Annotated in this window: 23 protein-coding genes; 14 read left to right on the forward strand and 9 right to left on the reverse strand. The window is 64.2% G+C overall.

All coding sequences use genetic code 11. The annotated features are described in order from the left end of the window. Positions 1 to 4 precede the first annotated feature (4 nt). Positions 5 to 1,150, forward strand: a complete 1,146-nt coding sequence (locus BKG76_RS05190) for a glycosyltransferase (protein ID WP_070936501.1) — start codon at positions 5 to 7, stop codon at positions 1,148 to 1,150. On the opposite strand, the gene BKG76_RS05195 is transcribed toward BKG76_RS05190, so the two are convergent. Further along, positions 1,147 to 3,504, reverse strand: coding sequence for a hypothetical protein (locus tag BKG76_RS05195; RefSeq protein WP_070936502.1), 2,358 nt, complete (start codon positions 3,502 to 3,504; stop codon positions 1,147 to 1,149). The two genes, BKG76_RS05190 and BKG76_RS05195, sit on opposite strands and share 4 nt — an antisense overlap. Positions 3,505 to 3,935: 431 nt before the next feature. Here BKG76_RS05195 and BKG76_RS05200 point away from each other — a divergent pair, with 431 nt between their 5' ends. From BKG76_RS05200 to BKG76_RS05245, 10 genes are read left to right on the forward strand one after another with little or no spacing between them, the layout of a single operon-like run. Beyond that, positions 3,936 to 4,793 carry an MlaE family ABC transporter permease gene (locus tag BKG76_RS05200; RefSeq protein WP_070936503.1) on the forward strand — a complete coding sequence of 286 codons (858 nt, stop codon included), beginning with the start codon at positions 3,936 to 3,938 and terminating at the stop codon, positions 4,791 to 4,793. Between the two features lies 1 nt (position 4,794). After that, on the forward strand, positions 4,795 to 5,652 hold the full coding sequence (locus tag BKG76_RS05205) for an MlaE family ABC transporter permease (RefSeq protein WP_070936504.1): 858 nt from the start codon (positions 4,795 to 4,797) through the stop codon (positions 5,650 to 5,652). Further along, positions 5,653 to 7,221 carry an MlaD family protein gene (locus tag BKG76_RS05210; protein ID WP_070936505.1) on the forward strand — a complete coding sequence of 523 codons (1,569 nt, stop codon included), beginning with the start codon at positions 5,653 to 5,655 and terminating at the stop codon, positions 7,219 to 7,221. Beyond that, entirely contained in the window at positions 7,218 to 8,276 is a 1,059-nt protein-coding gene (locus BKG76_RS05215; RefSeq protein WP_070936506.1) for an MlaD family protein, read from the forward strand. Before BKG76_RS05210 ends, BKG76_RS05215 begins: the two co-directional genes overlap by 4 nt. Further along, a complete protein-coding gene (locus BKG76_RS05220) occupies positions 8,269 to 9,315 on the forward strand; it encodes an MCE family protein (protein ID WP_070936507.1) in 1,047 nt (348 codons plus the stop codon). Before BKG76_RS05215 ends, BKG76_RS05220 begins: the two co-directional genes overlap by 8 nt. After that, positions 9,315 to 10,442, forward strand: a complete 1,128-nt coding sequence (locus BKG76_RS05225; RefSeq protein ID WP_070936508.1) for an MCE family protein — start codon at positions 9,315 to 9,317, stop codon at positions 10,440 to 10,442. Before BKG76_RS05220 ends, BKG76_RS05225 begins: the two co-directional genes overlap by 1 nt. Further along, complete coding sequence (locus BKG76_RS05230) at positions 10,442 to 11,809, forward strand: MlaD family protein (protein ID WP_070936509.1); 1,368 nt, start codon at positions 10,442 to 10,444, stop codon at positions 11,807 to 11,809. The genes BKG76_RS05225 and BKG76_RS05230 overlap by 1 nt, the downstream gene beginning before the upstream one ends. Beyond that, the gene (locus BKG76_RS05235; protein ID WP_070936510.1) at positions 11,806 to 13,056 is read left to right on the forward strand and encodes an MlaD family protein; all 1,251 of its coding nucleotides are present in this window, start codon (positions 11,806 to 11,808) and stop codon (positions 13,054 to 13,056) included. Before BKG76_RS05230 ends, BKG76_RS05235 begins: the two co-directional genes overlap by 4 nt. Before the next feature lie 37 nt (positions 13,057 to 13,093). Next, the gene (locus tag BKG76_RS05240) at positions 13,094 to 13,774 is read left to right on the forward strand and encodes a tetratricopeptide repeat protein (RefSeq protein WP_070936511.1); all 681 of its coding nucleotides are present in this window, start codon (positions 13,094 to 13,096) and stop codon (positions 13,772 to 13,774) included. Positions 13,775 to 13,792: 18 nt separating this feature from the next. Continuing rightward, positions 13,793 to 14,599 (forward strand): DUF3298 domain-containing protein, encoded by an 807-nt coding sequence (locus BKG76_RS05245; RefSeq protein ID WP_070936512.1) that lies wholly within the window; start codon positions 13,793 to 13,795, stop codon positions 14,597 to 14,599. Between the two features lie 62 nt (positions 14,600 to 14,661). Here the strand turns inward: BKG76_RS05245 and BKG76_RS05250 are convergent, their stop codons facing one another. The 5 genes from BKG76_RS05250 to BKG76_RS05270 all read right to left on the reverse strand — a co-directional run bounded on the left by BKG76_RS05250 (position 14,662) and on the right by BKG76_RS05270 (position 19,218). Continuing rightward, entirely contained in the window at positions 14,662 to 15,975 is a 1,314-nt protein-coding gene (locus tag BKG76_RS05250) for an acetyl-CoA C-acyltransferase (RefSeq protein WP_070936513.1), read from the reverse strand. 10 nt (positions 15,976 to 15,985) lie between these two features. Beyond that, a complete protein-coding gene (locus BKG76_RS05255) occupies positions 15,986 to 16,384 on the reverse strand; it encodes a DUF4345 family protein (protein ID WP_070936514.1) in 399 nt (132 codons plus the stop codon). Positions 16,385 to 16,461: 77 nt separating this feature from the next. Next, entirely contained in the window at positions 16,462 to 16,839 is a 378-nt protein-coding gene (locus BKG76_RS05260) for a hypothetical protein (RefSeq protein WP_070936515.1), read from the reverse strand. 147 nt (positions 16,840 to 16,986) lie between these two features. Beyond that, positions 16,987 to 18,171, reverse strand: a complete 1,185-nt coding sequence (locus BKG76_RS05265; protein WP_070936887.1) for an NAD-dependent formate dehydrogenase — start codon at positions 18,169 to 18,171, stop codon at positions 16,987 to 16,989. Between the two features lie 156 nt (positions 18,172 to 18,327). Beyond that, positions 18,328 to 19,218 carry a LysR family transcriptional regulator gene (locus tag BKG76_RS05270; RefSeq protein ID WP_070936516.1) on the reverse strand — a complete coding sequence of 297 codons (891 nt, stop codon included), beginning with the start codon at positions 19,216 to 19,218 and terminating at the stop codon, positions 18,328 to 18,330. A gap of 124 nt (positions 19,219 to 19,342) precedes the next feature. Between BKG76_RS05270 and BKG76_RS05275 the strand changes: the two genes are divergently transcribed. Beyond that, positions 19,343 to 20,548, forward strand: a complete 1,206-nt coding sequence (locus tag BKG76_RS05275) for an FUSC family protein (protein ID WP_070936517.1) — start codon at positions 19,343 to 19,345, stop codon at positions 20,546 to 20,548. Positions 20,549 to 20,855: 307 nt separating this feature from the next. Here the strand turns inward: BKG76_RS05275 and BKG76_RS05280 are convergent, their stop codons facing one another. Next, entirely contained in the window at positions 20,856 to 21,737 is an 882-nt protein-coding gene (locus BKG76_RS05280; RefSeq protein WP_070936888.1) for an SDR family oxidoreductase, read from the reverse strand. Between the two features lie 164 nt (positions 21,738 to 21,901). On the opposite strand from BKG76_RS05280, the gene BKG76_RS05285 reads away from it, so the two are divergent. Then, entirely contained in the window at positions 21,902 to 22,795 is an 894-nt protein-coding gene (locus BKG76_RS05285) for a LysR family transcriptional regulator (protein ID WP_070936518.1), read from the forward strand. On the opposite strand, the gene arsC is transcribed toward BKG76_RS05285, so the two are convergent. Then, complete coding sequence (arsC, locus tag BKG76_RS05290) at positions 22,792 to 23,133, reverse strand: arsenate reductase (glutaredoxin) (protein ID WP_070936519.1); 342 nt, start codon at positions 23,131 to 23,133, stop codon at positions 22,792 to 22,794. The genes BKG76_RS05285 and arsC overlap by 4 nt on opposite strands. Before the next feature lie 131 nt (positions 23,134 to 23,264). Here arsC and BKG76_RS05295 point away from each other — a divergent pair, with 131 nt between their 5' ends. Then, positions 23,265 to 24,626, forward strand: a complete 1,362-nt coding sequence (locus BKG76_RS05295) for an HNH endonuclease signature motif containing protein (protein ID WP_070936520.1) — start codon at positions 23,265 to 23,267, stop codon at positions 24,624 to 24,626. Here BKG76_RS05295 and BKG76_RS05300 read toward each other — a convergent pair. Then, positions 24,540 to 25,154 carry a TetR/AcrR family transcriptional regulator gene (locus BKG76_RS05300; protein WP_070936521.1) on the reverse strand — a complete coding sequence of 205 codons (615 nt, stop codon included), beginning with the start codon at positions 25,152 to 25,154 and terminating at the stop codon, positions 24,540 to 24,542. The two genes, BKG76_RS05295 and BKG76_RS05300, sit on opposite strands and share 87 nt — an antisense overlap. Between the last annotated feature and the right edge of the window lie 50 nt (positions 25,155 to 25,204).

A 25,204-nucleotide genomic window follows, 5' to 3' on the forward strand; every position in this document is an offset into this window, starting at 1 on the left:
CACATTGAACGCCTCGCGTATCGCGATTGTCCACGAACGCTTCACCGAGTTCGGTGGCTCCGAACTGGTGGTCGCCGAGTTCATGAAGACGTGGCCGGAGGCCAACGTCTACGCGCCCATCACCGAGCCACGTTGCCGCCAGCAGGTATTGCAGGCGGCGGGGCGGACCGAAGACGGACTGCACGAGCCCATCTCCGGGACCTGGCTGGACGAGGCATACGCCCTCACCGGGCGCAGATCGCATGCACCACTGCTACCCCTGGTACCCAGCGCCCTGCGGAAACTACCGCTCGGCAACGACGTTGATGCGGTGCTGATCAGTCATCACTCGTTCGCGACCCAGGCGGCGTTGGCCACCGAAGCTCCCGTCGTCGCATACGTACACAGCCCGGCCCGCTGGGCATGGGATCGCACCTTCCGCGACCACGAGATGGCAAGTCGAGCGGGCCGAATCGCCCTGTCCGCATTGGGAAAGATCGCGCGCCGCGGGGAACTGCGCGCGGCGCCGCACCTGTCGCACGTCATCGCCAACTCGCACGCCGTGGCCGAGAGGATTCGCGATTGGTGGGGTCTGCCGTCGACGGTGATCAGCCCACCCGTACGCATCGACCGCTTCTCCCCCGATCCCTCGATCCCGCGCGAGGACTTCTACCTGTGCGCGGGCAGGCTGGTCCCGTACAAGCGCGCGGACCTGGCGATCCGGGCCGCCCAACGGGCCAACTGCCGCCTGGTGGTGTTGGGAGAAGGACGATTCCGCGATCACCTCGAGGACATCGCGGGACCGGAGACCACGTTCCTGGGCGCCGCGTCCGACGAGGTGCTCCTCGATATGTACCGACGGTGTCGCGCCCTGCTGATGCCGGGCGTGGAGGACTTCGGGATTGTCCCCGTCGAGGCAATGGCTTGCGGGACACCGGTTCTGGCACTGGGCGAGGGCGGCGCCCTGGATACCGTAGATCCGGGAGTTACCGGCGAGCACATGCAGGCGGGCCCGGATGACGCCGTCGTGGAGCAGCTGGCCGCGCTGATGCGCGAGTTCAACCCGGCCGACTACGACACCAGCGCCATCCGGGCGCACGCATGCGAATTTTCGCCCGAGGCGTTCCGTTCTCGGATCGCCGATACCGTACTGGGAGCGGTGCGCACCTAGTCGCCGGCCGAGTGTTTTCCTCCGCTCGCACCGGACCCGGCGTGCGAGCCCGAGCCCTCCGAGCCACCACCGGATGCCTCGGCCGCACGGTGCTTACCGCCCGACTCGCTGGGTGTATTGATCTTGACCTTCACCTTGTTCGAGGCGCCGGCCGAGCCATCGTCGTGGTGTTTACCGGAGTCATTGTCCTGCTTGGTCTTGGCATCCTTGGCCGTATCGGTGGCCGCAGGCGATTTAACACCGTCGGTCTGCGTTGAGGTGACGGATTCGGCCGTGTTGGTGACAGTCGACGTGACAACACCGCCGGTGTTCTTGATGGTGTCGGTGACCTGCTTCTTGAGTGACTGGTTGGCCCTGTCGACCTTGTCCTGCAGCTTCTCCTTCACCACAGGCTTGGTTGGCTTGTCCTTCTCTTTGGCGTCGGTCTTGGGATCTTCCTTGACGACGTCCTTCACGGGACCGGCAGCGGGTTGAGTCGCGGGCTCGCCAGCCGGTGCCGTCACTGATTCCGCAGCCGCGGGTACCGATGCGGAAAGTGCTGCAGGCGTGGCCTTCTCGACGACCTTTTCCTTGTTCGTGACGAGGCTGGACGTGAGATCCGGCTTCGCGGCCTCAAGCTGCTTAACCTCGGGTGTCGCCGGGCTGCCCGAGTCCTTCGCCGCAGGCGCGGGAGACTCGATCTGTTTGGCTGCCGGTGCGGGTGCGTCCGCCGCTACCAAGGCATTCGGTGCCGGGGATGAGGCCGACGCGGGCGCGGCACCGACCAGGCCGCCAAGCTGCGTCATCACGTCCTTGTAGAACGTGGAGGCCTGCAAGGCATTCGACGCCGCCCCGTTGAACAGGTTTCCGTACTGCTGGGTGAGCAGGTCAGAAATCGGTGTCAGGGCGGGTGTGACCAGACCCTTGTACAATGGGGTAAGCGCCTTGGCCAGTTCCACTGTGGGGTCGGGGATCCCGAGTGCGGTGCTGATCAGGCCGGAGACGGTGATCAGCTGAGTGGGCACGATAGCGCCCGTCGGAATCAGGTTCGGCGGGATGATGCCGAGAGACGTGTTGGCTCCCGGCGCCGTTCCGATCTGGAAGGTCGGCATGAGACCTACGCCGAAGAGGGACGGCAACGTGAAGCCCGCACCCTCGGTCCCGAAGTTGAATCCACCCAGAGAATAGACGAGCGGCACCGGGAGTGCCCCGCTGAACGGGGTCTGCAACACCATCACGTTCTGTCCGTTGTTGACATTGAATCCGTTGGTACCGAGGTAGTTTCCAGTCGCCACATTGAGATTCGTCATGCCGAGACCCAGCCCTGGAATCGAGAAGTTCGACAGCGTGGTGCCTACCGGCGAATAGATACCGTTCTGCGTAGGAATCACCACATGCGCACTGAACTGACCGGCCTGACCAAGCCCCAGGGGCGCCGTGATGCCGTTGGCCCACATCGGGAGGGACAGCACGGTCTGCGGCACGTTCACGGCCCCGCCGTCGACGACCAGGGTGGGCGCCGTGGCCCACCATCCCGTCTCCATTCCCAACGGGAACGCATAGTTCCCCGCCCCCATCGGGACCCAGGTAGTGACGTTGGGCAAGGTGCCGTCGGGCAAGATCCGCACGGAATCAGGCAGGATGCCCAAGGGGTCCAGCGCGGCCGGGATCTTGATATTGAGCCCACTGGGTGTCTGCACAAACGTGTTGGTGATGGTTGTCAGACCACTGGTCTGCAGCAGCGGCCAGTTGTAGCCGGCCGTCAACTTGTCCTGTTCGGCGATCAGCCCGTCGACGATGTCACTCAAGGGCGGGAGCTTGTTGACGATGGGTCCGATGATCGGGTTGTTGAACACGCCGTCCAGCGCGTTGGCAAGACCATTGAGGAGGTTCGCGCCCGGAATGGTGGTGGGCAGCGGGAGGTTCACAAACCCCTGCCCGGGGATCTTGATCGCCGGAATGACCCCAGGCACCGCCGTCGGCAGCGGCGTGCTCGCGAGATTCCGTAGAACACCGGGAAGGTCGGCGATCGCGGTCAAATTCGAGTGAGTCAGGCTCGTCCCGAACGTCGGTAGCAGCCCCCCGGAGCCTTGGGCGATGGGATTCCAGACGCCACCGGCGGCGGCGCCGATCGCATTAGTTCCGGATAAGTAGTTATTGAGCGCGTCCTTATAGTCGGTGGCCGCGCCCTTGTAGTCCGGCGCCGCCGCAGCGGCCTGCGCGGTCGGGCCGACAAAAGCCAAGCTTGCGGTCGCGGCGACTGCCCCAGCTGCAGTCACAGTGCGTTGGACGACGACCTTTTTGGATGACTTTCGATGACGCTTGGACAAGACCGCAACCTCTCCTTTGAGGGAATCCAGAAACTTGAGCAGCACTGTAAACGTGTGACCCAGCTCATAGTCATCATTTGAAAATCGTGTCTACCTGCGATTTGTCTGGTAACACTGCGTGCCCAAACTTGCCTCGGTCGCTACATTCCGCCCGAGCGGCGGCCATACTCACGCAAAGTGGTTGATGAAAGTTTGCTACAAGCGTCAACAAGCGTTTACGTCGAGCAACCTGGCGGCCGAGGCAAACACCCGAACCGCCAGGACAGTGGGGTACTACAAGCCCAGTAGACGACCGTCAATTTACGTTCACAGATGAATCCATTTTGGCGTTTCGCATGCATCCAGGAACCGAATAGCCCATGATGGCCGAGACGTACTCGTAGATTGCTGGGATTTGTGTTCCAGGTCACACAGGGAGCTGTATTGATCGCCGTAGCCGCAACCCCTTCGAGCTGCGTCTGTGTGGGCCACCTGCGATGACGACACAAGACGAGCGCCGCGCCACCACTGATGGCGTCGCGGCGATCCAGAACTGGACGACTGGGTATATCAAACGCCACCCTCTTGAATCCCTCAAGACCGTGGGCGAGCAGTTCATGCTCGGGGTTCGCACCATCCAATGGTTCTTCGTCGATCTGTTCACCGGGCAGTTCCAGTGGCAGGAGTTCGTCAGGCAGGGCGCCTTCCAGGCCGGCACCGCCGTCATCCCCGTCATCCTGGTGACCCTGCCCATCGGTGTCACACTCTCCATCCAGTTCGCACTGCTCGCGGGCCAGGTCGGTGCGACCTCGCTGGCCGGCGCCGCCAGCGGCATCGCGATCATCCGGCAGGCCGCCTCCCTCGTGGCCGCCCTGCTGATGTCCGCCGCGGTGGGTTCGGCCATCACGGCCGACCTCGGCTCACGAACCATGCGTGAAGAGACCGACGCCATGGAGGTCATGGGTGTCTCGGTGATCCGGCGGCTCGTCGTCCCCCGCTTCGCCGCCGCCATCATGATCGGTATCGCACTCACCGGCGTCGTCTGCTTCGTCGGCTTCCTCGGCGCATACCTCTTCAATGTGTACTGGCAGAACGGTGCCCCCGGCAGCTTCGTCACTACCTTCTCCGCCTTCGCGACCCCCGGCGACATGATCCTGGCTCTCATCAAGGCCGTCATCTACGGCGCGATCGTGGCGGTGGTCGCCTGCCAGAAGGGCCTGTCCACCAAGGGCGGCCCGATCGGCGTCGCCAACTCGGTGAACGCGGCCGTCGTCGAATCGATCCTGCTGCTGATGACGGTGAACCTCGCCATCAGTCAGCTCTACATCATGATGTTCCCGCGGACGGGGCTGTGACATGACCGCATCAACTTATGTACCCCCGATTGCGCGACCGTTCGTCGGCATCTACAACAAGGCCCAGAAGCCGATCACCCGGCTGGGCCACACGGTCGCCTTCTTCTTCCGCGCCATCGCCGGCGTCCCCATCGTGTTCCGCCACTATTGGAAAGAATTCCTGCGGCACCTCTCCGATATCGCCTGGGGCAACGGCTCCCTGGTGGTCGGCGGCGGCACCGCCGGCGTCATGATCGTCCTCGGCATCATCGCCGGTGGATTGGTGGCCATCGAGGGCTACAACTTCTTGGACCTGCTGGGACTCGGCCCGGCCACCGGCATCATCTCCTCACTGGTGAACACCCGCGAGCTGGCCCCGATCATGGCCGCGATCGCGTTCGCCACCCAAGCCGGCTGCCGCTTCACCGCCCAGCTCGGCGCCATGCGCATCTCCGAAGAGATCGACGCCATGGAGTCCATCGCGATCCGTCCCATCCCCTACCTGGTGACCACACGACTGATGGCGGCCACCGTCGTCACCATTCCGCTCTACGTCGCCTGCCTGGCCGTCAGCTACCTTTCCTGCCAGATCATGGTGGGCATCATGAGCGGCGGATCCATCGGCTCGTACCTGCACTACTTCGGTATCGGCGTCAGCGGTATCGACATCTTCTACTCCGTCATCAAAGCCGTCATCTTCGTCTGGCTTGCCTCCACCATCCAGTGCTACTACGGCTTCTACGCCAGTGGCGGTCCCGAAGGTGTGGGCGTTGCTGCCGGGCACGCGATGCGCGCCGCCATCACCCTGGTCATCATCGTCAACATGCTGCTCACCATGGCGCTCTGGAGCGTCGACGCAGGAGCGAGGTTGGGCGGCTAAATGGCGGCGAATTCCTTTGAGACAGACGGCCGCGGACCATCCGAGAAACTTCTCTTGGGCACCGGCGTCATCATGATCGTGGTGGCCTCCCTGATCACCGGACTCATGTTGTTGAAGTCCACGGGGCGGCTCAACGACTTCATCCGGGTCGTTGCCGACCTCAACAACGTCGGCGACGGATTGCCGCAGAAATCCGACGTGAAGTACCACGGCGTTCTCGTCGGTGAGGTGGACGGCGTTACGCCCGCCTCCAACGGTCAGCCCAACTTCGTACACATCAACCTCAAGCCCCAGTACGCCAAATCCATTCCCGGCACCGCCACCGCACGCGTAGTCCCCAGCAACGTGTTCGCCGTCTCCTCGGTGCAGCTGGTGGATCGCGGCCCAGGCGCTCCCATTCGCGCGGGTGCGCATATCGCCGAGGACACCCAGCTGCCGACCGTGCTGTTCCAGACGACGGTGAGCAAGCTGCGTGATGTGCTCACCGCGACCGGCCGTGGCCGCGACGACCACTCCACCGGCATCCTGGCCGCCCTCGGCGCCGCGACCGACAACCGGCGCGTCAAGCTGCTCACCGGCGGTGCACAGCTGAACCGTCTGATCGCCCAGCTCAACGACATCGTGGTGACCGATACCGGTCCCTCCACGGTCAAGGCTCTGCTCGATGCCACCGAGGGCCTCAAGCAGACCGCCCCCGAGCTGATCGACTCGCTGCATCAGGCCGTCATACCGATGCAGACCTTCGTCGAGAAGCGCGAGCAGCTGACCAGCCTGATCAACGGCGGTCTCACCACGGTGGGCACCACCCGGCAGGCCTTCGACAACCACACCGATCAGCTGATCGGCATCACCACCGACATCACGCCCGTCATCGGCACCTTCGCGAACAACGCACCCAAGTTCCAGATGATCTTCCAGAAGCTGACGCAGATGAGCCAGAAATGGTTCGACGAGCCATGGAAGTCCGATGTCGACACCGGCAACATGCGCGTGAACTTGTCACTGACCCCCGGCTCCACCTACACGCGGGCGGACTGCCCCCGGTACGGCGACCTCAAGGGGCCCAGCTGCTTCACCGCGCCCGAACTCGTGGTGCGGCCCGATCTGCCGGAAACACTGCTGCCGCAGAACTACAAGGTGCCGCCGGACCTGCAGCCGCCGCGCGGAACCGTGGTGGGCCCCGACGGGAACCTGATCGCGGTCGGTCCCCCGTATGTCGTGCCGCCGGGTGGACCGAATCTGACGGACCCGAACCCACCGCTGCCGCCGTGGCAGCCAAATCCGTCACCGCGTGTTCCCGGCACCGCGGACCCCGACCTGCTGGAGCCGCCGCCATCCCCGCCACCACCGCTCCCTGCCGCACCCGTTGCGCCGGGTGCACGTGACGGCGGCGGTGCACCGATCGCACCGGCATCGTTCGGCGGGACGGTAGGCCCGGTCGGCAGCCTGACCGAACGCGCCCAACTCAGTGTCATCACCGATAAGCCGGCCAGCTCCTCCACGCAGCTGCTGCTCGGTCCGGTCGTGCGAGGCACCACGGTCTCGCTCGCGAAGGAAGGATCCCAATGAAGTTCCGTGGTCCGTTGATCGCGCTGACCGCCTTCATGGTGCTCGCGCTGGCGTTGACGTGGCTGGTGTACGCCACACTGCGCCGTGATGTCTCGGGCGGCACCACGTCCTACTCGGCGATTTTCACCGACGTCTACGGCTTGCGCGACGGCGACGACGTACGCATGGCCGGTGTGCGCGTTGGCCGCGTCGAGAAGATCGAGCTGGTCAACAACAACCAGGCCAAGGTGAACTTCGTCGTCCAGAACGACCAGAAGCTCTTCGGCAACACCCTCGCGTCGGTGACGTACCAAAACATCGTGGGCCAGCGGTATCTGGGCTTGTCACTGGGTAAGACGGGTGACACCAACGTGCTTCCCGCCGGATCGACGATTCCGCTGGAGCGCACCGATCCGTCCTTCGACGTGACAACGCTGCTCAACGGCTACGAGCCGCTGTTCAGCACGCTTTCTCCCGAGCAGGCCGACAACCTCACCAAGGGTGTCATTCAGTCCTTGCAGGGCGATCAAGCCTCGATCACCGCACTGGTCGACCAAACGTCAACGCTGACAAAGACTTTTGCGGGCCGCGACCAGGTCCTGGGTAACGTGATCACCAGCCTAAGCACCGTGACAGGCAACCTGGCCCAGCAGAACGAGAGTCTCGACAAGGCCATCACCAACACCCGGAAAGTGGTGTCGGACTTCGATTCTCGGCGACCAGAACTAGTCGAGTCGGTGGGCTCGCTGGCGCAGACGCTACGACGCGTATCGAAGATCACCGACGAGGTGTATCCGTCGCTTGACGAGCTCATCACTCGCCAACCCGGCTTCGCCAAGCACATGGTCGAGATCGAACCGAAGCTGGCATTCCTCGGCGGAAACCTGCCGCTGCTCCTCAAGAGCCTGGCCCGCATCACCGGCGATGGCGCCTACGGCAACGCCTACATCTGCGATCTGAACATCACCGGCTTCATGCCGGGCCTCAACGACGTGGTGCCGATCATCGTCAACGCGGCAACCCCGGGCAACGTCACCCAGCACACCCCACGATGCAGGAATCTGGCTGATGGCTGAGCAATCGAGATGGCAACGGATCAAGAACCGGCCGGTCGAGACCTACAACAAGACCTGGCTGGGGTTCATCGCTATTGCGGTGATCGGTGCCCTGGTGGGCGGAATGCTGCTGGTGAAGGCCATCGGTTTCGGCTACACCACGTACACCGCCGAATTCGCGCAGGCGGCGTCGCTGCGCGCCGGTCAGCCCATCACGGTGGCGGGTATTCCGATGGGGACCGTCAGCAGCATGAAGCTGGTCGGCGATCACGTCGAGGCCAAGCTGTCGGTCAGCGATGACGTGAAGCTGGGCAAGGACTCCAAGGCCGCTATCCGGGTGACCACCATCCTGGGTTCCCGGTACCTGGACCTGAGCCCAGAGGGCCCGGGATCGTTGCCCAACAAGACCATTGACCTGGCCCACACGGAGGTCCCCTACGACCTGCAGGCGACCCTCAAGGATGTGACGAACACCTTCGATCAGGTCGATTTCGACAAGGTCGCGCAGTCGTTGAGCATTCTGGGCAAGCAGCTCGACGGGCTGCCCGAGGTGGTTCCGCAGGCCATGCAGAACATTCAGACCCTGTCGCAGATCATCGCCGAGCGACGCGATCAGCTCGGCACGCTGCTGAAGAGCAGCGAGAAGGTGACCAACACGCTGCACCGCCAGCAACAGGGCATCGGAACCCTGATCAACCAGGGGCAGAGCCTAATCGGTGAGTTCGTGGTGCGCCGTGGCACATTCCACGCGATGATGCAGTCGCTGACCAACCTGGTCCAGCAGCTCAGCAAGATCGTCATCAAGGACCGGCCACAGCTTGACGAGATGCTCAAGACGCTGCATCAGCTCACCGACATGCTCGGTCAGCATGACGACCTGCTGCGCAACATCCTGCAGGTCGCTCCGGTAGCCCTGCGCGGCGTCACCAACGCCACCGGCACCGGCAACGCCATCGAGTTCAACGCGCCCAACGGCCTGGCCGTCGACTCCTGGATGTGCGCAATCAGCGGGCGTGCCAAGCAATTCGGCATGATCCAGTACTTCAAGGACTGCAAGTGATGAACAGCAAGGGCGCCGGAAAAGGCAAGGCAGTCGCCGTCATCGCGGCCATCGCGGTCGTGGCCGCGGCGATTGTGGGCGCGGGAGCGTACTACGTGAAATCGCAGTTGGACCACATCACGCTGACTGCCCAGTTCGACAACGCCTCTGGGCTTTACGAGTCGAATGTTGTTGCGGTACTGGGTATGCCGGTCGGCAAGATCACCAAGATCACGCCGCAATCGGGATATGTCGATGTCCAGTTCACGGTCGACAAGGACGTCAAGGTGCCGGTCGACGTACAGGCCGTCACGCTGTCCACCTCGATCCTGACCGACCGCCAGGTCGAGCTGACGCCCCCCTATCGCGGTGGGCCCACGCTGCAAGACGGCGACACCATCGGTCTGGACAAGACGAAGACACCGGTCGAGTTCGACCGCGTGCTGGGCATGCTCGACAAGTTGTCGGTATCGCTCAAGGGCGACGGCAACGGGCAGGGTCCCGTCGGCGACATCATCAACGCGGCCGCCGGAGTCGCGGACGGCAATGGCGACAAGATCAAGTCGGGGCTTGACGAGTTGTCAAAGGCGCTGCGACTCAGCTCAGAAGGCGGCGTCACCACCCGCGAGCAGATGACCACCATCATCAAGAACGTCAGCTCGCTGTTCGACGCCGCGGCCGCCAACGACGGGAAGCTGCGCGAGTTCTCCACGACCATCCACCAACTCAGCAGCGTCATCGACGACGAGGCGCTCGGCACGGGCAACACCGGGCGCAAGCTCAACGATCTGGTGCGGCAGGCCGGCGACATCCTGGACGCCAACCGCGATCACATCAAGGCCGCGATCCTCAACGGCAACACGGCGTTGAAGACCGTCGCGGACAATCAGCGTGAACTCTCCGAAACCATCGACATCGCGCCGCTGGCCGTGGAGAACCTCTACAACATCATCGATCAGGACAACGGGTCGCTACGTGCCCGGTTCCTCACCGACAAGCTGCTCTTCGAGAGTCAGACCGCCAAGGAGATCTGCAACATGATGGGCCTGCGCCAGCTGGGCTGCAGCACAGGCACATTGCAGGACTACGGTCCCGACTTCGGGCTGACCTATGTGCTCGACGGGCTCGCGGCGATGGGGCAAAAGTGATGGCTACACGTAAGCGAATGGCAGCACTGGGCATGGCGGCGCTGGTAACGGGCACCGCTTTGTCCGGGTGTTCAACCAACGGTCTGGGCGACCTACCGCTGCCTGCCCCGGGTGTCGGAACCGGCGGCTATCACCTGACGGCACTGTTCTCGAACATCCTGAACCTCCCGAATAATGCCAAGGTGAAGTTGGCCGGTGCCGATGTCGGGCAGGTCGACGACATGCGGGTGAGTAACTACACCGCCATCACCACGCTGCGCATTCTGGACGGAGTCCGTCTCCCCAAGGGCAGCACCGCCGAACTGCGTTCTGCGACACCGCTCGGCGACGTCTTCGTGTCGATTCGTCCCCCGGCGGGTGCGACGTCGGATTCGCCCATCCTCAGGGAGGGCGACACCATCGGCCTGGATTCGACGATGGCCGCGGCGACCGTGGAATCCGTGCTCAGCTCGGCGGCGATCGTCTCCAACGGAGGAGCGGTGCGCAACCTGACCAACGTCATCAACGGTTTCGGTAAGGCAACCGGCGATCAGGGCCAGGCATTCGGCGATCTGATCAAGGACTCCAATCGGCTACTGGGAACGTTGAATACGCGATCGGCGCAGATTTCGGATGCTCTCACGCAGACCTCGCGCCTGGCCGATCAGCTCGACACCAAGAACCAGGCGCTGACGGACATCGTGAAGGAGGCCGACCCGGCCACCGAGGCACTTGCCGCCAACACCGCGCAGCTTTCGCAGCTGGTTCTCCAGATCGGTGCCACCACCAAGCAGTTGCAGAAGTTCCCGTCGATAGCGGGCACCGACACCAGCGGGCACAGCCTCATCAAGGATGCGAACACGGTTGCCAAGGCGTGGAACGACGTCGCGCAGGATCCGACGGTCGATATCAACAACTTGAACCGGCAGATCACCACACTCGTCAAATCGACACCGAGCAACGCGATTTCGGTACGTGTCAGCATCGACCGGCTGGTGCTGGGTTCCATCCCGGATGCCGGGTTCAAGGGCGACGTCGGCTCGCACGGCCCCAAGCGCTACAACTGGGCCCAGCTGGTCGGCTCGTTCAAATACACGCTGTGGCGCCTGCAAGAACGTGTCGTGGGCAAGGGCGTGTATGGCGATGACGTCCCGATGCGGCCGAGCCCGACCGAACCCGGTGTGATCGAGCGCGTTCCCGGCCCGCCGCCTGGAGCGGTCACGCCTGCGCCATCCAACCCGGGTGCCCCCGTGCCACCGCCCCCCGGGCAGGCCGTCCCCGCGTCGGCCCCCGCTCCTGGTGCGATTCCCGCCCCGACATCGACACCTACCCCGGCACCGGCGCCCGCGCCGGGGCCCGCTCCCGGACCGGAGGTGATGGGCCAGTGATCAACGCCATCGCCAACGGCCTCGTCGGCAGCGTTCGCGCCGCGCATCGCAACAAGATGGTGCTCTCCGGCATCGCGCTGGCAACCGTGCTGCTGGTCGCGATCGGCTATCTGACGGTCGGCGCCTTGCGCGTCAGCCCGTTCTCCGGCACCTATCGCGTCAAGGTGCAGCTCCCGGAATCCGGTGGCCTGCTGCCCAATCAGGACGTCGCGCTGCGTGGCGTCAAGATCGGCACCGTGCAGTCGCTGGACATCACCCAGCAGGGCGTGGATGCGGTCGCCGAGATTCAGTCGAAGTACAAGATCCCGGTCTCGGCGAAGGTGCGCGTCACCGGCCTCTCGCCCGCCGGCGAGCAGTACATCAACTTCGAAGGCGTCTCGGATCAAGGCCCGTTCCTCAAGGACGGCGCCGTCATCTCTCAAGGTGTCCAGGTTCCCGTCACGCTGGCCAAGCTGTTGGCCGATGCGGACGGTCTGCTGGCGCAGGTGGACCCGAAGAAGCTCGAGCTCATCAAGAAGGAACTGAGCCTGAGCAAGGAGGGGCCGCGCAAGCTCACCGAGATCATCGACGGTGGCACGTTCCTGCTGAGCACCCTGGACTCGGTGCTACCGGAGACCACCAGCCTGCTCAAGACCAGCCGCGTGGTGCTGACCCTGGCCGCCGACAAGAACTCCGGCATCAAGGCCACCGCCAATGAGTTGGGCCGCACGCTACGGGCTGTCGAGAAGATGCAGAACGGCTATCGCACCCTCGTCGACCAGACGCCCAAGACATTCCATGCCGTGGACAATCTGTTCGCGGATAACTCGGACACCATGGTGACGCTGCTGGCGAGTCTGACGACCGCCTCCAAGCTGCTCTACCTGCGCGTTCCCGCCCTCAATGCGCTGTTCCCGAACTATCGGGCTTCAGTGTTCGACGCTCTGATGAGCATCATGCATGACGGCGGTATCTGGGCCACCGCGGATCTATACCCGCGCTACGTGTGCGACTACCCGACGCCACGGTTGCCGCTGTCGGCCGCTGACTACCCCGAGCCGTTCCTGTACGCCAACTACTGTGCGGACCAAGACCCGGCAGTTCTGATTCGCGGTGCCAAGAATGCGCCGCGACCAGCAGGGGACGACACCGCGGGGCCGCCCATGGGAGCCGATATGGGTAAGAAGGCAGATCCGACACCGAAGGGGCGGTTCCAGATACCGACCCCATATGGTGGACCGACATTGCCGATCGAACCCCCACACTGATGCCTGACCTGCGAATCAGATTCAAGGAGCTACTACCGTGGTCACCATGACCAAAGAAGACGTCGACTCCACGAACGACGCCGACACGGACACTGCCGACGAAAAAGAAGCCGTCGACTCTGCTGCGGAGACCGATTCGGAGGCTGCCGAGGACACCGAATCGAGCGCTGATGCCGATGCCGAGTCTGATTCGGAAGCGCCCGGCGATGGGGCCGAGAAGGACTCCGCCGAGCGGCCGTCGTGGATTCGCTACGCGGCCTTCGGCGCCATCGCCGCGGTCCTGGTCGGTGCGCTCGTGTTCTCGGGCATCTTCGGTTGGAAGGTCTGGCAACAGCATCAGATCGACGCGGCGGGCGAACAGGCGCTGTCTGTCGCCATCCCGTACACCGAGACCCTGACGAGCATCGACAGCAACGACATCGACGAGAGCTTCCGAAAGATTCTCAACGGGGCGACCGGTGATCTGAAGAAGGATTTCACTCCGGCCAGCGTGCAACTGCGCCAATTGCTGCTCGATAACAAGGCTTCCTCGCATGGCAAGGTGGTGAACTCGGCGATCCAGTTCAAGTCCACGGACAAGGTGGTGCTGCTGATGATGGTGGATCAGAGCATCACCAACACCCAGCGGCCCGATCCACGTGTCGACAAGAGCCGGATGAAGATCACCATGGAAAAGATCGATGGCCGTTGGCTAGCGAGCAAGCTGGAGTACCTGTAAACCGCCGGAAAGGTAATCATGCGGATTTCTAAGCTCTTCGCCAGTCGAGTAGCCCGAGGGGTTGCCGGGGCGGCCGTGGCTGCGTTGGCGATCAGCAGCGCACCTTCTGCGGCGGCGTCTGCGCAGTCCTTCTGTGGCGACCTCGGCGGCAATTTCGACGGGCTCTACTGCCACACGGTGATCTCCTCGCCGCGCAAGGCAGATCGCGATATCAAGGTCGCCATCCCCGGCGATCTGGTTGACAACGGGACTACAGGCCCGACCATCCGCGACTATCTGCGGAACCTGTACAACAACTGGAAAGCCAAGGGCGCTGACATGATTCAGGACAGCTATGGCGAAGAGAACTTCCAGGTGTTCCATCACGGCAGTGCGATGTCCGTGGTGTTCCACGAGGATTACCATGCCAACGGACCGCAGACCAACAATGCGTACCGAACCTTCACCTGGGACATGTCCAGCGGTAAGCGGCTGCAGCTGGTGGACATCTTGAAGCCCGGCCTAGGGCTGGATGCCATCACACCGCTGGCCGAGCCTTACCTACTGGAAGGCTTCGACCGTGCCGCCTGGGCGCACAGTCCCGGAACCTATCCGTTCGTCCCCGAGCGCTGGACACCTGACAAGGTGTACTCCGGCGGGTACAAGGCGTGGGCGCTCACGCCGGACGAGCTGGTCATCTACATGCCGGATTACCCCGTGGCACATGACTATCCGATCGACTACTCCCCCGGAGCACAGGTGTGGTCGATGGATGGCGGCACCGTGGAGGCGCATATCCCGATCGGCGCTGTCGCCTCGATCCTGCGTCCCGGATACGGCGGCTAGAAACGCAACGAAAAATGCCCGCCTACGAGCGTCAACGCTTGTAGGCGGGCATTTTCGTTTGGCTAATCCACGCGCTCCAGCACGGCGCTGGCCCCATGCCCTCCGGCCGCGCAGATCCCTAGCAGCGCAGTGCTTTTTCCGGTGAGCGCCAGCTCGTTGGCCATGGTGGTGACCATGCGGGCGCCGGTCGCACCGAAAGGGTGACCGATCGACACCGAACCGCCATGCACGTTGACCTTGTCGATATCGGGTGTGCCCACCGCCTCCGAGCGCCCGAGCCGGTCGGCCGCCCACTTCTTGGAGCCCAGCGCCTCCAGCACCGAAAGAGTCTGTGCGGCAAAGGCTTCATGAATGTCGATGAAGTCGACGTCCGCGAGCGACAGTCCGGCCTTCTCCAGCGCGCGGGGCATCGAGATCGCCGGCCCGATCAAAACCTCGTCGGCCGGATCGACGCTGACGTAGCTCCACGAGCGGAACGCGGCCAACGGCTTCAGGCCGAGTGCCCGCGCCTTCTCTTCACTCATCAGCAGCACGGCGGCGGCCCCGTCGGTAAGCGGGCTGGCGTTGCCCGCGGTGACGGTACCGTCGCGGTTGAAGACGGGAGCGAGCTTCGCAAGCTTCTCGACGCTGGTGTTCTCGCGGACCAGGCCGTCGCGCGTAACACCGTTGACCGGCACCACTTCCCGGTCGAAACGTCCCGACTTGATGGCCGCGGCCGCGCGATGGTGCGAACGGACGGCGAACTCGTCCTGCGCCTCGCGGGTGATGCCGTGAATCTTGGCCATCTTGTCGGCCGACTCCCCCATCACCTCACCGGTGGTGCGCTCTTCGATCTTGGGGCGGCGCGGCAGCAGTCCGGTGAACGGTGCCAGGCTCAGCGCGGCGTCGAGGTAATCCTTCGGCTTGGGCTTACCCAGGGCCAACGGGGCCGCGGCGTGAATGAGCTTCTGCGGCAGGTTGACCCCGGCATTGGAGGTGGAGTCGGAGCCACCGGCGATCATGACGTCGTACTCGCCGCGTTCGATTGCGGCGGCCGCCGTGGTGATGGCCTGCAGACCGGAGGCGCAGGCGCGGGTGACGGTGTGCCCCTCGACACCGTGGCCGAGCTTCAGGTCCAGCGCGATCTCACGCGCGACGTTCGGCGCACCCGCGGGCAGGATCACCCCGCCCCACACGATGGCCTCGATCTCGTTGGAGGAGATTTTGGTGTTGTCGAGTAGACCGCGCACCGCTTCATCGGCGAGCGCGATGGTGTCGATGCGGGTGAAGTCACCGAAGGCACGAACGAACGGGGTGCGCGCGCCCGCGACAATGACGGCGCGACGCTTGGCAGGTGCGGTCGCGGATGAGTCGCTTGCGCTGAGACCATTGGACATGGCGGCGAGCTTACTCGCGAGTCAGTTGTCCGTTTACGCGGGTACCAGATTCGTAAAGCGCCGCACCCGCGGCCAGCTCCAGTGCCGCGAACATCCCCGTGGGCCAGGGCCGCACCCGTCGTTCGAATCCGCCCGACAGCAACCGCGTCAACCCCATGCCGTAGCTCGCGTACCGAACGGACGCCCGCAGCCCGGCGGATCGCGCACTGTCCCCTCCTGCTCGCGCCAGGGCCAGGGCGAAGGCCAACGGGATACCGCCGTACACGGCGCGAATCTCGGTGCGGGATTCACTGGTCGGTGCGGTGCCGCCAAACATCTGCGGCACCAGGGCGGGTTTGACGAGGGCGAAGATTCCGATACCTGCATAAAACCCTGCTGCTGCTTTGCGCAGTGCTGCGTTGTGGCTCATGAAGGCGATGCTGCCAGCGTGGGGCGATCCTGACACTGCCAATCAGTGCCAGGACCCCCACGATCCATGCCAATTGCTCACCCGACGTTGGTGCAGACGACACCGGGGTTCTGACACACGGCTCCGGTCTGCCCCGGGGCGCTAACCCAACCTCCGGCGTCGTAATTCTCCGGATTGAGGTGCGCTCTGGGAGCGTTGTTGGCCGAGCCGCAGACAATCCAGGAGTTCTGGCACTGGGCGCCGACACCGCCGGGCAGATAGCCCCAGCCGCTGTTCCCGTCGTTACCGGGCTGATCCACCAGCGAGCCGCGCGAGGGCGCGTTGGCCGTCCCGGGGATCGGCGGCTGCGGACTAGGAGCGGCGGCCGATGCGACCGCGGCGCCCAACCAGATATGGGCTACCGCAATACATGCGGCGGGCGCACAGGAGATGAATCGTGCGAACGTGTTACTCATGACGAGCCTCTATTGATTTGTCGATATTGATTTATCGGTATGTGTTTGTGGTTATTCAGTTGTCGATATTCAGTTGTCCCGGGCCGGGCCACCGCCAGGGATCAGATCCCCAGCGGTGGCCCAGCGTGAGGTCTTACGTGCCTGGTCTTACGTACCTGCGCCCGGGCTGGCCGAACCGTCGGAGGTGTAGGACTTGGCACCCGTGCCGGCCAGCTGTCCTCCCTCGACGATCAGGTACTCATCGCGAATGGGCCGCCGCTCGAAGAAGTCTTCGAGGATTTCCCGGGTACCGGCCGCGTACCGTGCCTGCGCGGACAGCGTGGTGCCGGAAACGTGCGGAGTCATCGCCTCGTTGGGCATGGTGCGCCACGGGTGATCCGGCGCCGGCGGCTGCGGGTACCAGACATCACCGGCATAGCCGGCAAGCTGACCACTACGCAGGGCGTCGACCACCGCGTCGCGGACCATGATCTCGGCACGCGCGGTGTTCACGATGTACGAGCCGCGGCGCATGGAGTTGATCAGGTTCGCATCGAACAGGTGGTAGGTCTGCGGATGCAGCGGGGCGTGGATGTCGACGATGTCGACAGAGCTGACCAGCGAGTGCACATCGGGGTGATAGGTCAGACCCAGCTCCTGCTCCACCTCGGCGGGTAGCCTGCGGGTGTCAAAGTAGTGCAACCGCACGCCAAATGGCTTGAGCCGGCGCATCACTGCCTGCCCGATGCGACCGGCCGCGATGATGCCGACATCGAATCCCTCGAGGTCATAGGCGCGCTCGACGCTGTCGGCGATGTTCCAGCCACCGTCGACCACCCACTGATGTGCGGGCAGGTAGTTACGCACCAGGGCCAAAATCTGCATGACGGCATGCTCGGCGACACTGATGCTGTTGCAATAGGTCACCTCTGCGACGGTGATCCCGGCCTTGATGGCCGCATCCAGGTCAACATGGTCCGAACCGATACCGGCCGTCAAGGCCAGTTTCAGCTTGGGCGCCTTGGCAATTCGCTCCGCGCTGAGATACGCGGGCCAGAACGGCTGGGAGATAACGACATCAGCGTCCGGTAGTTCCTTCTCGAACACCGAGTCAGGTCCGTCCTTGTCGGACGTGACCACCAACTCATGGCCCTGCGCCTCCAGATAGCGGCGCAGTCCGAGTTCACCGGATACGCAGCCCAGCAGCTCACCGGGGGTGAAGTCGATGGCGGACGGTGTCGGCAGGGTCTGTCCGTCCGGGTAGTCACCGATCACAGGGATCGAATCCCGGGCGTAGACAGGCGGATAACCCGTCACCGGGTCGGGGTAGAGCACACACAAGATCTTTGCCATGACCACTCCTCTGCGGCGGTCGTTCTGGCCGCCAGTTCTGTTGATACAGATGACTTTTCAGCCATCCGACGCGCCTTGTCGACGCAATATCAGTGTCCGGCGCGAGGAGGTGGTGTGTCCAAGACCAAGTTCCGACCGCCCGATAGGTACGGCCGATCAGTGCTGGTCGAGCGGCACTACCGTCTGTGCCAGCGCACGGGCCAGCAGTGATGCGGGCTCACCCGCGGCGCGCACCAGGGCCACCGGCGAGCCGAGCGTCGGGGCCTGCAGCTCCACGGTTCGCGTACCGGCAGGCGGTGCGGTGGTGGCGAACCAGGTCCGCGCGACAATCGCCGCCCAGCGGCCCGTGCCGACGAGGGCCAGCAGCGTCGCCACCGAATCGGCCTCCAGACGCGGCGAGACCGTCAGCCCGTGCTCGGCAGCCGCCTCATCGATGCGGTCGCGGTCTCGCATACCCTTGTGCAGCAAGCACATCGGCAGGCTCAAGGCTTCCGACCAGTCGATGGGGTCCGGGGCATCACGCAACAATCCCTCCCCCGCGACCAGCACATAACGTTCCTCGTACAGGCAGGTCAGCTCCAGCCCATCGGTCTGCAACCCGTCGTCGTAGACCACGCCCGCGTCCAGCTCGAACCGGCGGATACGGTCCAGGATCTCCGCGGACCGCAGGCTGGACTCGATCCGCACGCGCACCAGCGGGTGCTCGGCGCAAAATGCGTCGGCCATCAGTGCGACTCGCGTGGCCGCACCGGGTACCACACCGAGCCGCAATTCACCGGTGAGACCGCTGCGTAGCGCGGTCACCTCGTGCTCCAATGCGTCTCGATCCGCGAGAATCCTTCTCGCCCAGAGAACCAGCCGGTCACCCTCCGGGGTCAGGCCCTCAAAGTTCGAGCCGCGCAGTACCAAGGGAACACCCAGCTCGTGTTCGAGCTTGCGGATCGCCTCCGACAGTGCGGGCTGCGAGACGTAGCACGCCGATGCCGCTCGCGCGAAGTGACGTTCCCGTGCCAGCGCCACGAAGTACTCCAGCTGTCGGAACTGCATAACTCGTTCTACCACTACCGATCGGCGTCGCCTATCGGCTCAGCGGCAATGTCTCTTGGACAGCCGCACCGCCAAGCCCACACACTGGGACGGATCATCACCAGCAGAGATTCGGAGAACACCCGTGGACGCATCCGCGAGGACGCGGGCGGGTGCCCGGCCGGACCGTCAGGACCACTGGCATGCGCTCCGCGTGGCGGCGGGTCTGGCGCTGCCCGGGGCGCTTCTGCTTGCCGTGGGCCGGCCCGATCTGCTGGTGTACATCGTCTTCGGCTCATTCACCGGCGTCTACGGCCGCGGTGAATCCGGCTGGCGCCGCAGCCGACACCAGATCCAGGCGGGCATCCTGCTCTGCACCGGAGTCGCCCTTGGAGTGATGCTTTCGTCACTGCACGCTCGTACCTGGATGTTGGTCGCCGTTGAGGTGGTATTCGCCACGGCCGGGTCGGTGGTTGCCGATGCGTTGCGCCTGCGGCCCGCCGGGCCGTTCTTCTTTCTCTTCGCAATCGGTGCCACCGCCACCGTTCCGGCGGGGCTGGTGACCCCGCAGAGTGCCATCGGGCTATGCGCGGGAACGGCATTGCTATCGGTGTTGATTGGTCTCATCGGATCGCCCAGCGAGGTACCGGCCGAACGGCGGCGCCGCCTCCCGCCCGATGCGGGCACACATGCGTTGCGATACGCGTTCGCGGTCTCGGCGGCCGGAGGGGCGGGGCTTCTCCTCGGCTTCGATCATGCCAACTGGGCGATGGCCGCCGCGGCGGTGCCACTGGGGGCCATCGACAGCGGACGGCCGTCGGATCGCGATATCGCGCGGGTGCTGGCGCGAGCCGGGCATCGGACCGCGGGCACCCTGGCGGGCTTGATGCTCACCGGAGTGCTTTTGGCACTAGGGCTTCCGTCGGTGGCCATCGGCACACTGGTGATAGCGCTACTGTTCCCCACCGAACTCTTCATGGCCCGCCACTACGCGCTGGCCGTCGGCTTCTTCACGCCGCTGGTCATGCTGATGACCGAATTGGCCGACCCCACAGACCCGTTCACGCTCATTCTGTACCGCGGCCTTGACACAGTAATCGGTGTCGCCGCCGGAGTGTCCGCCGCCGTGCTGGTGGGCAGACGGGGCACCACGAGGCGACTAGGCCGCCGTCAGATCCTTGGCCAGCCGGGTGGCGCCGACGGTCATGAACCCGCCGGTCAGCGCGACCAATCCGACGGCGCTGGCGCGGGGCAGGTCACCCCGCACCAGATGCGCGGTGCCGTGCACGGTGTCGGTGATATCCACCATCAGCGCAAGCCGCTGCCACCGGAAACGCTCGGAGGCGGGTGAGGTCAAGTAGCCGAGACCTAGAGCGACGGCACGGATGCCGAATATCCTTGTCATATAGGTCAGTTCGGGAGATGCGAGGACACGGCATGTCTTGGCGAGTAGGTTCGGCGCGGCCAGAGCGGCGACACCCGAGATGATCCGACCTATCGCCAGTCCACGTAGCGCACCAGTGAGTCCATCGTTGGCAGATTCTGGAGTCATATGCCCTATCGTGCCAACCTGTGGCCCAGGGAACCGGCCGCTACGTGCCAGATGTGCTCGGAATCAGGACAGCGCTGCCAGCGCTCGGCGCGCCGAGCTGATGGCATCACTCATCGAAGTAGTGCCCCTTCTCCAGGTCCGCGATGAGCCCGGGGTGCACCGGATGCCAGTCCAGGCGTTCTTGGGTGAGCGTGCTTGACGCCGGCAGATCCAAGGCGAAAAACCCACCCAGCCAACCGAAATGGTCAAACGCCTGCTCGACGGGCACAGATTCGACCGGCAACCCCAGATGGCGCCCGATGACTTCGGCAATATCGCGCACCGGGATGCCGCCCTCGGCGACGCCGTGCAACCGCGCACCCGCCGGGGCGTTTTCCAGGGCAAGGCGGAACAGCTGAGCGGCATCCAGGCGATGCACGGCGGGCCACCTGTTGGACCCATCGCCGGGATACGCCGAAACGCCTTTCGCGCGGGCGATTTCGATGAGACGTGGCACGAACCCGTGGTCCCCCTCCCCGTGCACCGAGGGCGCCAGTCGCACGGCAGAGACCCGCACGCCGCGGTCGGCAAGGACCAGCGCCTCCTCGGAAACTCGCGGGGATTCCGGCGCTGCGGCATCCTCCTCCGTCAGCGGACGGCCCAGCCCAAACCCCGCCAGGCCAGAGGTGACGACGAAGGGCCGCCCGGTCCCGGCCAGCACCTCGCCGATCGCTGCGATGGCACTCCTATCAATGTTGGCCGCCTCGACGTAGTTCTCGAAGTCATGCACGAAGGCCAGGTGCGCAACGCCGTCGGCCGCGGCGGCACCGGCCCGGAGGCTGTCGAGATCGCCGAGGGAACAGCGATGCACCTGCGCTCCGGCAGCAGCGAGTTTGACGGCAGACGAGTCGGTGCGGGCCAGACCGGTCACCTGATGCCCGAAGTCGATGAGTTCACGAACGACGGCCGAACCGACAAAGCCGCTGGCGCCGGTGACGAATACGCGCATGATGTACTCCTGAAAGTCTCGGTAGTGGATGCTCTTCAAGCCTGCGCACACCGCAACCTTGCGTCCAAGACCGATTACTCATTGAGCAATACCAATCAGGCATCACTGCATTTCATAGTGGTAGTTTTCAGTTTCGGTACTTCTGATAGGCATACCATCTGGGTATGGCAGACACCGCCCCGCTGGACCTGGATCTGCGTCTGGTCCGGTATTTCACCGCGGTGGCCGAGCACCGGCACTTCGGCCGGGCCGCCACCGAGCTGCGTGTCGCGCAGCCATCGTTGAGCCGCCAGGTCAGCAGGCTGGAACAACAGCTCGGTGTGCGGCTGCTCGATCGCACCCCACAAGGCACCAAACTGACCGAAGCCGGAGAGGTATTCCTCCCCAAGGCGAAGGCACTGCTTCGATCAGCGGATCAGGCCGCTGCGCATGCGCGGGCTGCCGCACAGCCCAGCCACCTCACCGTCGGATACTCGATGGGGCTCATCGTGACACCCGCCGTGCGGCAGATGCGCCAGAAGCATCCAGATGCCGAAGTCCGTGCGACACACCTGAAATGGGACGAAGCACGGGCTGCGCTGCTGGACCATCGAGTCGACGCCGTGGTGGCACGGCTACCGTTTCCCACCGATCAGTTGCACGTCACGATCTTGTACGACGAGCCACGGGTCGTACTTCTGCCATCAGATCATCCTCTGTCCCAACGTGACTCGCTAATCTTGGCCGATATCGCCAACGAACCGATGCCACGCATACGCGATGCCGACCCGTCATGGAGTGCCTACTGGCGCGTGGAACCGCGACCCGACGGCAGTCTCGCACCCGATGGACCCGTCATCGACGCCCTGGAGGACAAGTTCGAGGTTATTGCGTCGGGCCAGGCCATTTCCTTGTCGGCGGGCGCGCACGGCAACACGATTCGCCCCGATATCGTGGCCATCCCGCTTGACGGGGTGGAGCCGAGTCACGTAGTCCTGGCCACGCGTGCTGACGATCGAGGGCGCCTTGTCTCGGCGTTCCGCAAAATCGCGCAAGCCGTCCTGACCGGACCGGGCTAGAGGATCTCGTCGACCGCTTCGGTCGGGCGTGCCATCCGAGTGCCCTTGGCGGTCACCACAAATGGACGCTGAATCAAACGAGGGTGCGCGACCATTGCGTCGAGCAAGGCATCATCGGATGCGTCGGCGAGGCTCAAATCCTTGTACTCGGCCTCACCTGTGCGCACCGCCTGCCGCACCGTCAGGCCCGCGTCCTTGATCAGCTTTTTCAGCTGGGCCTTGGTAGGCACGTCATCGAGGTACTTCACCACGGTGACGTTGGCACCCGCTTCCTCGAGACGTGTCAGCGCCTGACGGGACTTTGTGCATCTGGGGTTGTGGTAAATCGTCGCGTCCACGAGTTCAACCTACAGGTAGGCACCGACTGCCATTCGGGCGCAGCGCGCGGCCCATAAATCCCTTCTGCCACAAGAGCTTCTGGAGCAACATCGCCCGGCTACTTGTCGGTGGGTGTCTATATGATTCGAACATGGGTTCGATTGAGGTGTTGGAGGCGGCGGTTGATTCCGTGTGCGCTGACACTTTGGATGGACTCTCGAACGCTGAGTTGCTGGCGGTGTTGGCGCGGGTGGAAGTGGTGCAACGGCGGCTCACCTCTGCGTCACTTACCGGCATTGCGCAGTTGGTGCGGCAGGCCTCTCCGGTGGAGTTGGGTGGGACGTCGCATGCGGATGTGTTGTCGCGGCGGTTGCATATCAGTAGGGGTGCGGCGCGGCGCCGGATCGCCGATGCGCAGCAGTTGGCGCCGCGGCGGGCGTTGACTGGTGAGGTGCTTGAACCTCAACTACCGCGCACCGCCGAGGCGTTGGGGCGCGGCGATATCGGTGAGGAACATGTCCGGATCGTTCGGCAGTTCTTTGACCGGTTGCCGGTGGTGGTCGATGCCCCGACCCGCCAAGCGGCCGAGGCGCAGCTGGCGGCGATGGCGTGCCAGTTTCGGCCCGAACAGTTGCGCACCGGCGCCGACCGGATGATGGCGCTGTTGAATCCGGACGGAGAGTTCTCGGATGTGGATCGGGCCCGGCGCCGCGGGGTGAGCATCGGACAACAAGGTTTTGACGGCATGTCACCCATCTCGGGTTTGTTGGATCCGGAGACCCGGGCCTATCTGGATGCGGTGTTTACGAAACTGGCCGCCCCCGGTATGTGTAACCCGGCCGATCAAACACCCCTGGTGGATGGTGAGCCGTCACCCGACGCTGTCGAGCACGACACCCGCAGCAGCGCGCAACGCAACCACGACGCGTTGCGGGCGTGCCTGCGATCCACATTGGCGTCCGGGGAATTGGGTTCACACCACGGCCTACCCGTGACGGTCATCGTGTCGACAACACTGTCTGATATCGAAAACGCCGCAGGGATCGCGATCACCGGCGCCGGCACCCGCCTGCCCATGCGGGATCTGATCCGCATGGCATCGCATGCTCACCACTACCTGAGCATCGTCGATGACGACGGGCGCCCCCTGTATTTGGGACGTGCCAAGCGGATCGCCTCACCGGATCAGCGGATCGTGTTGCACGCACAGGATCGTGGCTGCACCCACCCCGGATGTTCGGTGCCCGGATATCTCTGCGAGGTCCACCACCTCACCGAATGGGCCCAGGGCGGACCCACCGACATCGACAACCTCACCCTCGCCTGCGCACCACACCACCGCCTCCTAGGCCACGGCTGGACCACCCGAAAACGCAAAGACGGCACCACCGAATGGATACCCCCACCACAACTCGATATCGGAACTCTAGAGCTTCCGGGTCAGGCTGGGCATGATGACTTCGTTCACGAGCGTCCGGACGGTTTCGGCTGTCGGCGACCTCACTGGCAGTAACGAGCGGAACACGAGGTACCCGGGCAACAGATCCCAGAGTTCCTCGTTGACGGCAGCCGCATCGATCTCTCCTCGTTCGACAGCAGCGGAAAGCACGTCGTCAATCAACGACTTGCGCTGATCAACAAACTTCGTCCGAAATGCCTTGGTCAAGGCGGGACTTCGCTCGATCTCGTTCAGCAGACCGCGCATGATGGGCGTGTTGCGCCGCACATCTGCCAGCGCGTTGGTCCCGATTTGCATCAAGTCTTCACGGAGTGAGCCGGTGTTCGGTCGAACCAACTGCGCGCGCATTCCCTCGATGAACGCCGCCAACACCAGCTCCGCCTTCGACGGCCACCGCCGATAGATCGTGGCCTTGCTCGCCTTCGACTCGGCAGCGACTTCATCAACCGACAGGCGGTCGTATCCGTGCTCCTGCAGCAGACGCAAAGTGACCGCCAGCAGCTCGGCCTCACGCGGAGTCCACTGAGACGCCCGTTGCCCCTTGCCATCCTTAGTCAACCCCGTTGACACTGCACTACTCATCAGAGTACGGTACCGTACCGTTCTGCAGGAGTCGTACCGCGGACTATCGA

The sequence above is a fragment of the Mycobacteroides franklinii genome (assembly GCF_001853795.1).
GTDB lineage: Bacteria > Actinomycetota > Actinomycetes > Mycobacteriales > Mycobacteriaceae > Mycobacterium > Mycobacterium franklinii.

Excerpts from the sequence above, each read along its gene's own strand:
- BKG76_RS05200 (WP_070936503.1), top strand. The coding sequence starts at position 3,936 with ATGACGACACAAGACGAGCGCCGCGCCACCACTGATGGCGTCGCGGCG.
- BKG76_RS05265 (WP_070936887.1), bottom strand. The coding sequence starts at position 18,171 with ATGGCAAAGATCTTGTGTGTGCTCTACCCCGACCCGGTGACGGGTTAT.
- BKG76_RS05260 (WP_070936515.1), bottom strand. The coding sequence starts at position 16,839 with ATGAGTAACACGTTCGCACGATTCATCTCCTGTGCGCCCGCCGCATGT.
- BKG76_RS05225 (WP_070936508.1), top strand. The coding sequence starts at position 9,315 with ATGAACAGCAAGGGCGCCGGAAAAGGCAAGGCAGTCGCCGTCATCGCG.
- BKG76_RS05245 (WP_070936512.1), top strand. The coding sequence starts at position 13,793 with ATGCGGATTTCTAAGCTCTTCGCCAGTCGAGTAGCCCGAGGGGTTGCC.
- BKG76_RS05285 (WP_070936518.1), top strand. The coding sequence starts at position 21,902 with ATGGCAGACACCGCCCCGCTGGACCTGGATCTGCGTCTGGTCCGGTAT.
- BKG76_RS05255 (WP_070936514.1), bottom strand. The coding sequence starts at position 16,384 with ATGAGCCACAACGCAGCACTGCGCAAAGCAGCAGCAGGGTTTTATGCA.
- BKG76_RS05230 (WP_070936509.1), top strand. The coding sequence starts at position 10,442 with ATGGCTACACGTAAGCGAATGGCAGCACTGGGCATGGCGGCGCTGGTA.
- BKG76_RS05220 (WP_070936507.1), top strand. The coding sequence starts at position 8,269 with ATGGCTGAGCAATCGAGATGGCAACGGATCAAGAACCGGCCGGTCGAG.
- BKG76_RS05280 (WP_070936888.1), bottom strand. The coding sequence starts at position 21,737 with ATGCGCGTATTCGTCACCGGCGCCAGCGGCTTTGTCGGTTCGGCCGTC.
- BKG76_RS05210 (WP_070936505.1), top strand. The coding sequence starts at position 5,653 with ATGGCGGCGAATTCCTTTGAGACAGACGGCCGCGGACCATCCGAGAAA.
- BKG76_RS05250 (WP_070936513.1), bottom strand. The coding sequence starts at position 15,975 with ATGTCCAATGGTCTCAGCGCAAGCGACTCATCCGCGACCGCACCTGCC.
- BKG76_RS05295 (WP_070936520.1), top strand. The coding sequence starts at position 23,265 with ATGGGTTCGATTGAGGTGTTGGAGGCGGCGGTTGATTCCGTGTGCGCT.
- BKG76_RS05300 (WP_070936521.1), bottom strand. The coding sequence starts at position 25,154 with ATGAGTAGTGCAGTGTCAACGGGGTTGACTAAGGATGGCAAGGGGCAA.
- BKG76_RS05205 (WP_070936504.1), top strand. The coding sequence starts at position 4,795 with ATGACCGCATCAACTTATGTACCCCCGATTGCGCGACCGTTCGTCGGC.
- BKG76_RS05270 (WP_070936516.1), bottom strand. The coding sequence starts at position 19,218 with ATGCAGTTCCGACAGCTGGAGTACTTCGTGGCGCTGGCACGGGAACGT.
- BKG76_RS05215 (WP_070936506.1), top strand. The coding sequence starts at position 7,218 with ATGAAGTTCCGTGGTCCGTTGATCGCGCTGACCGCCTTCATGGTGCTC.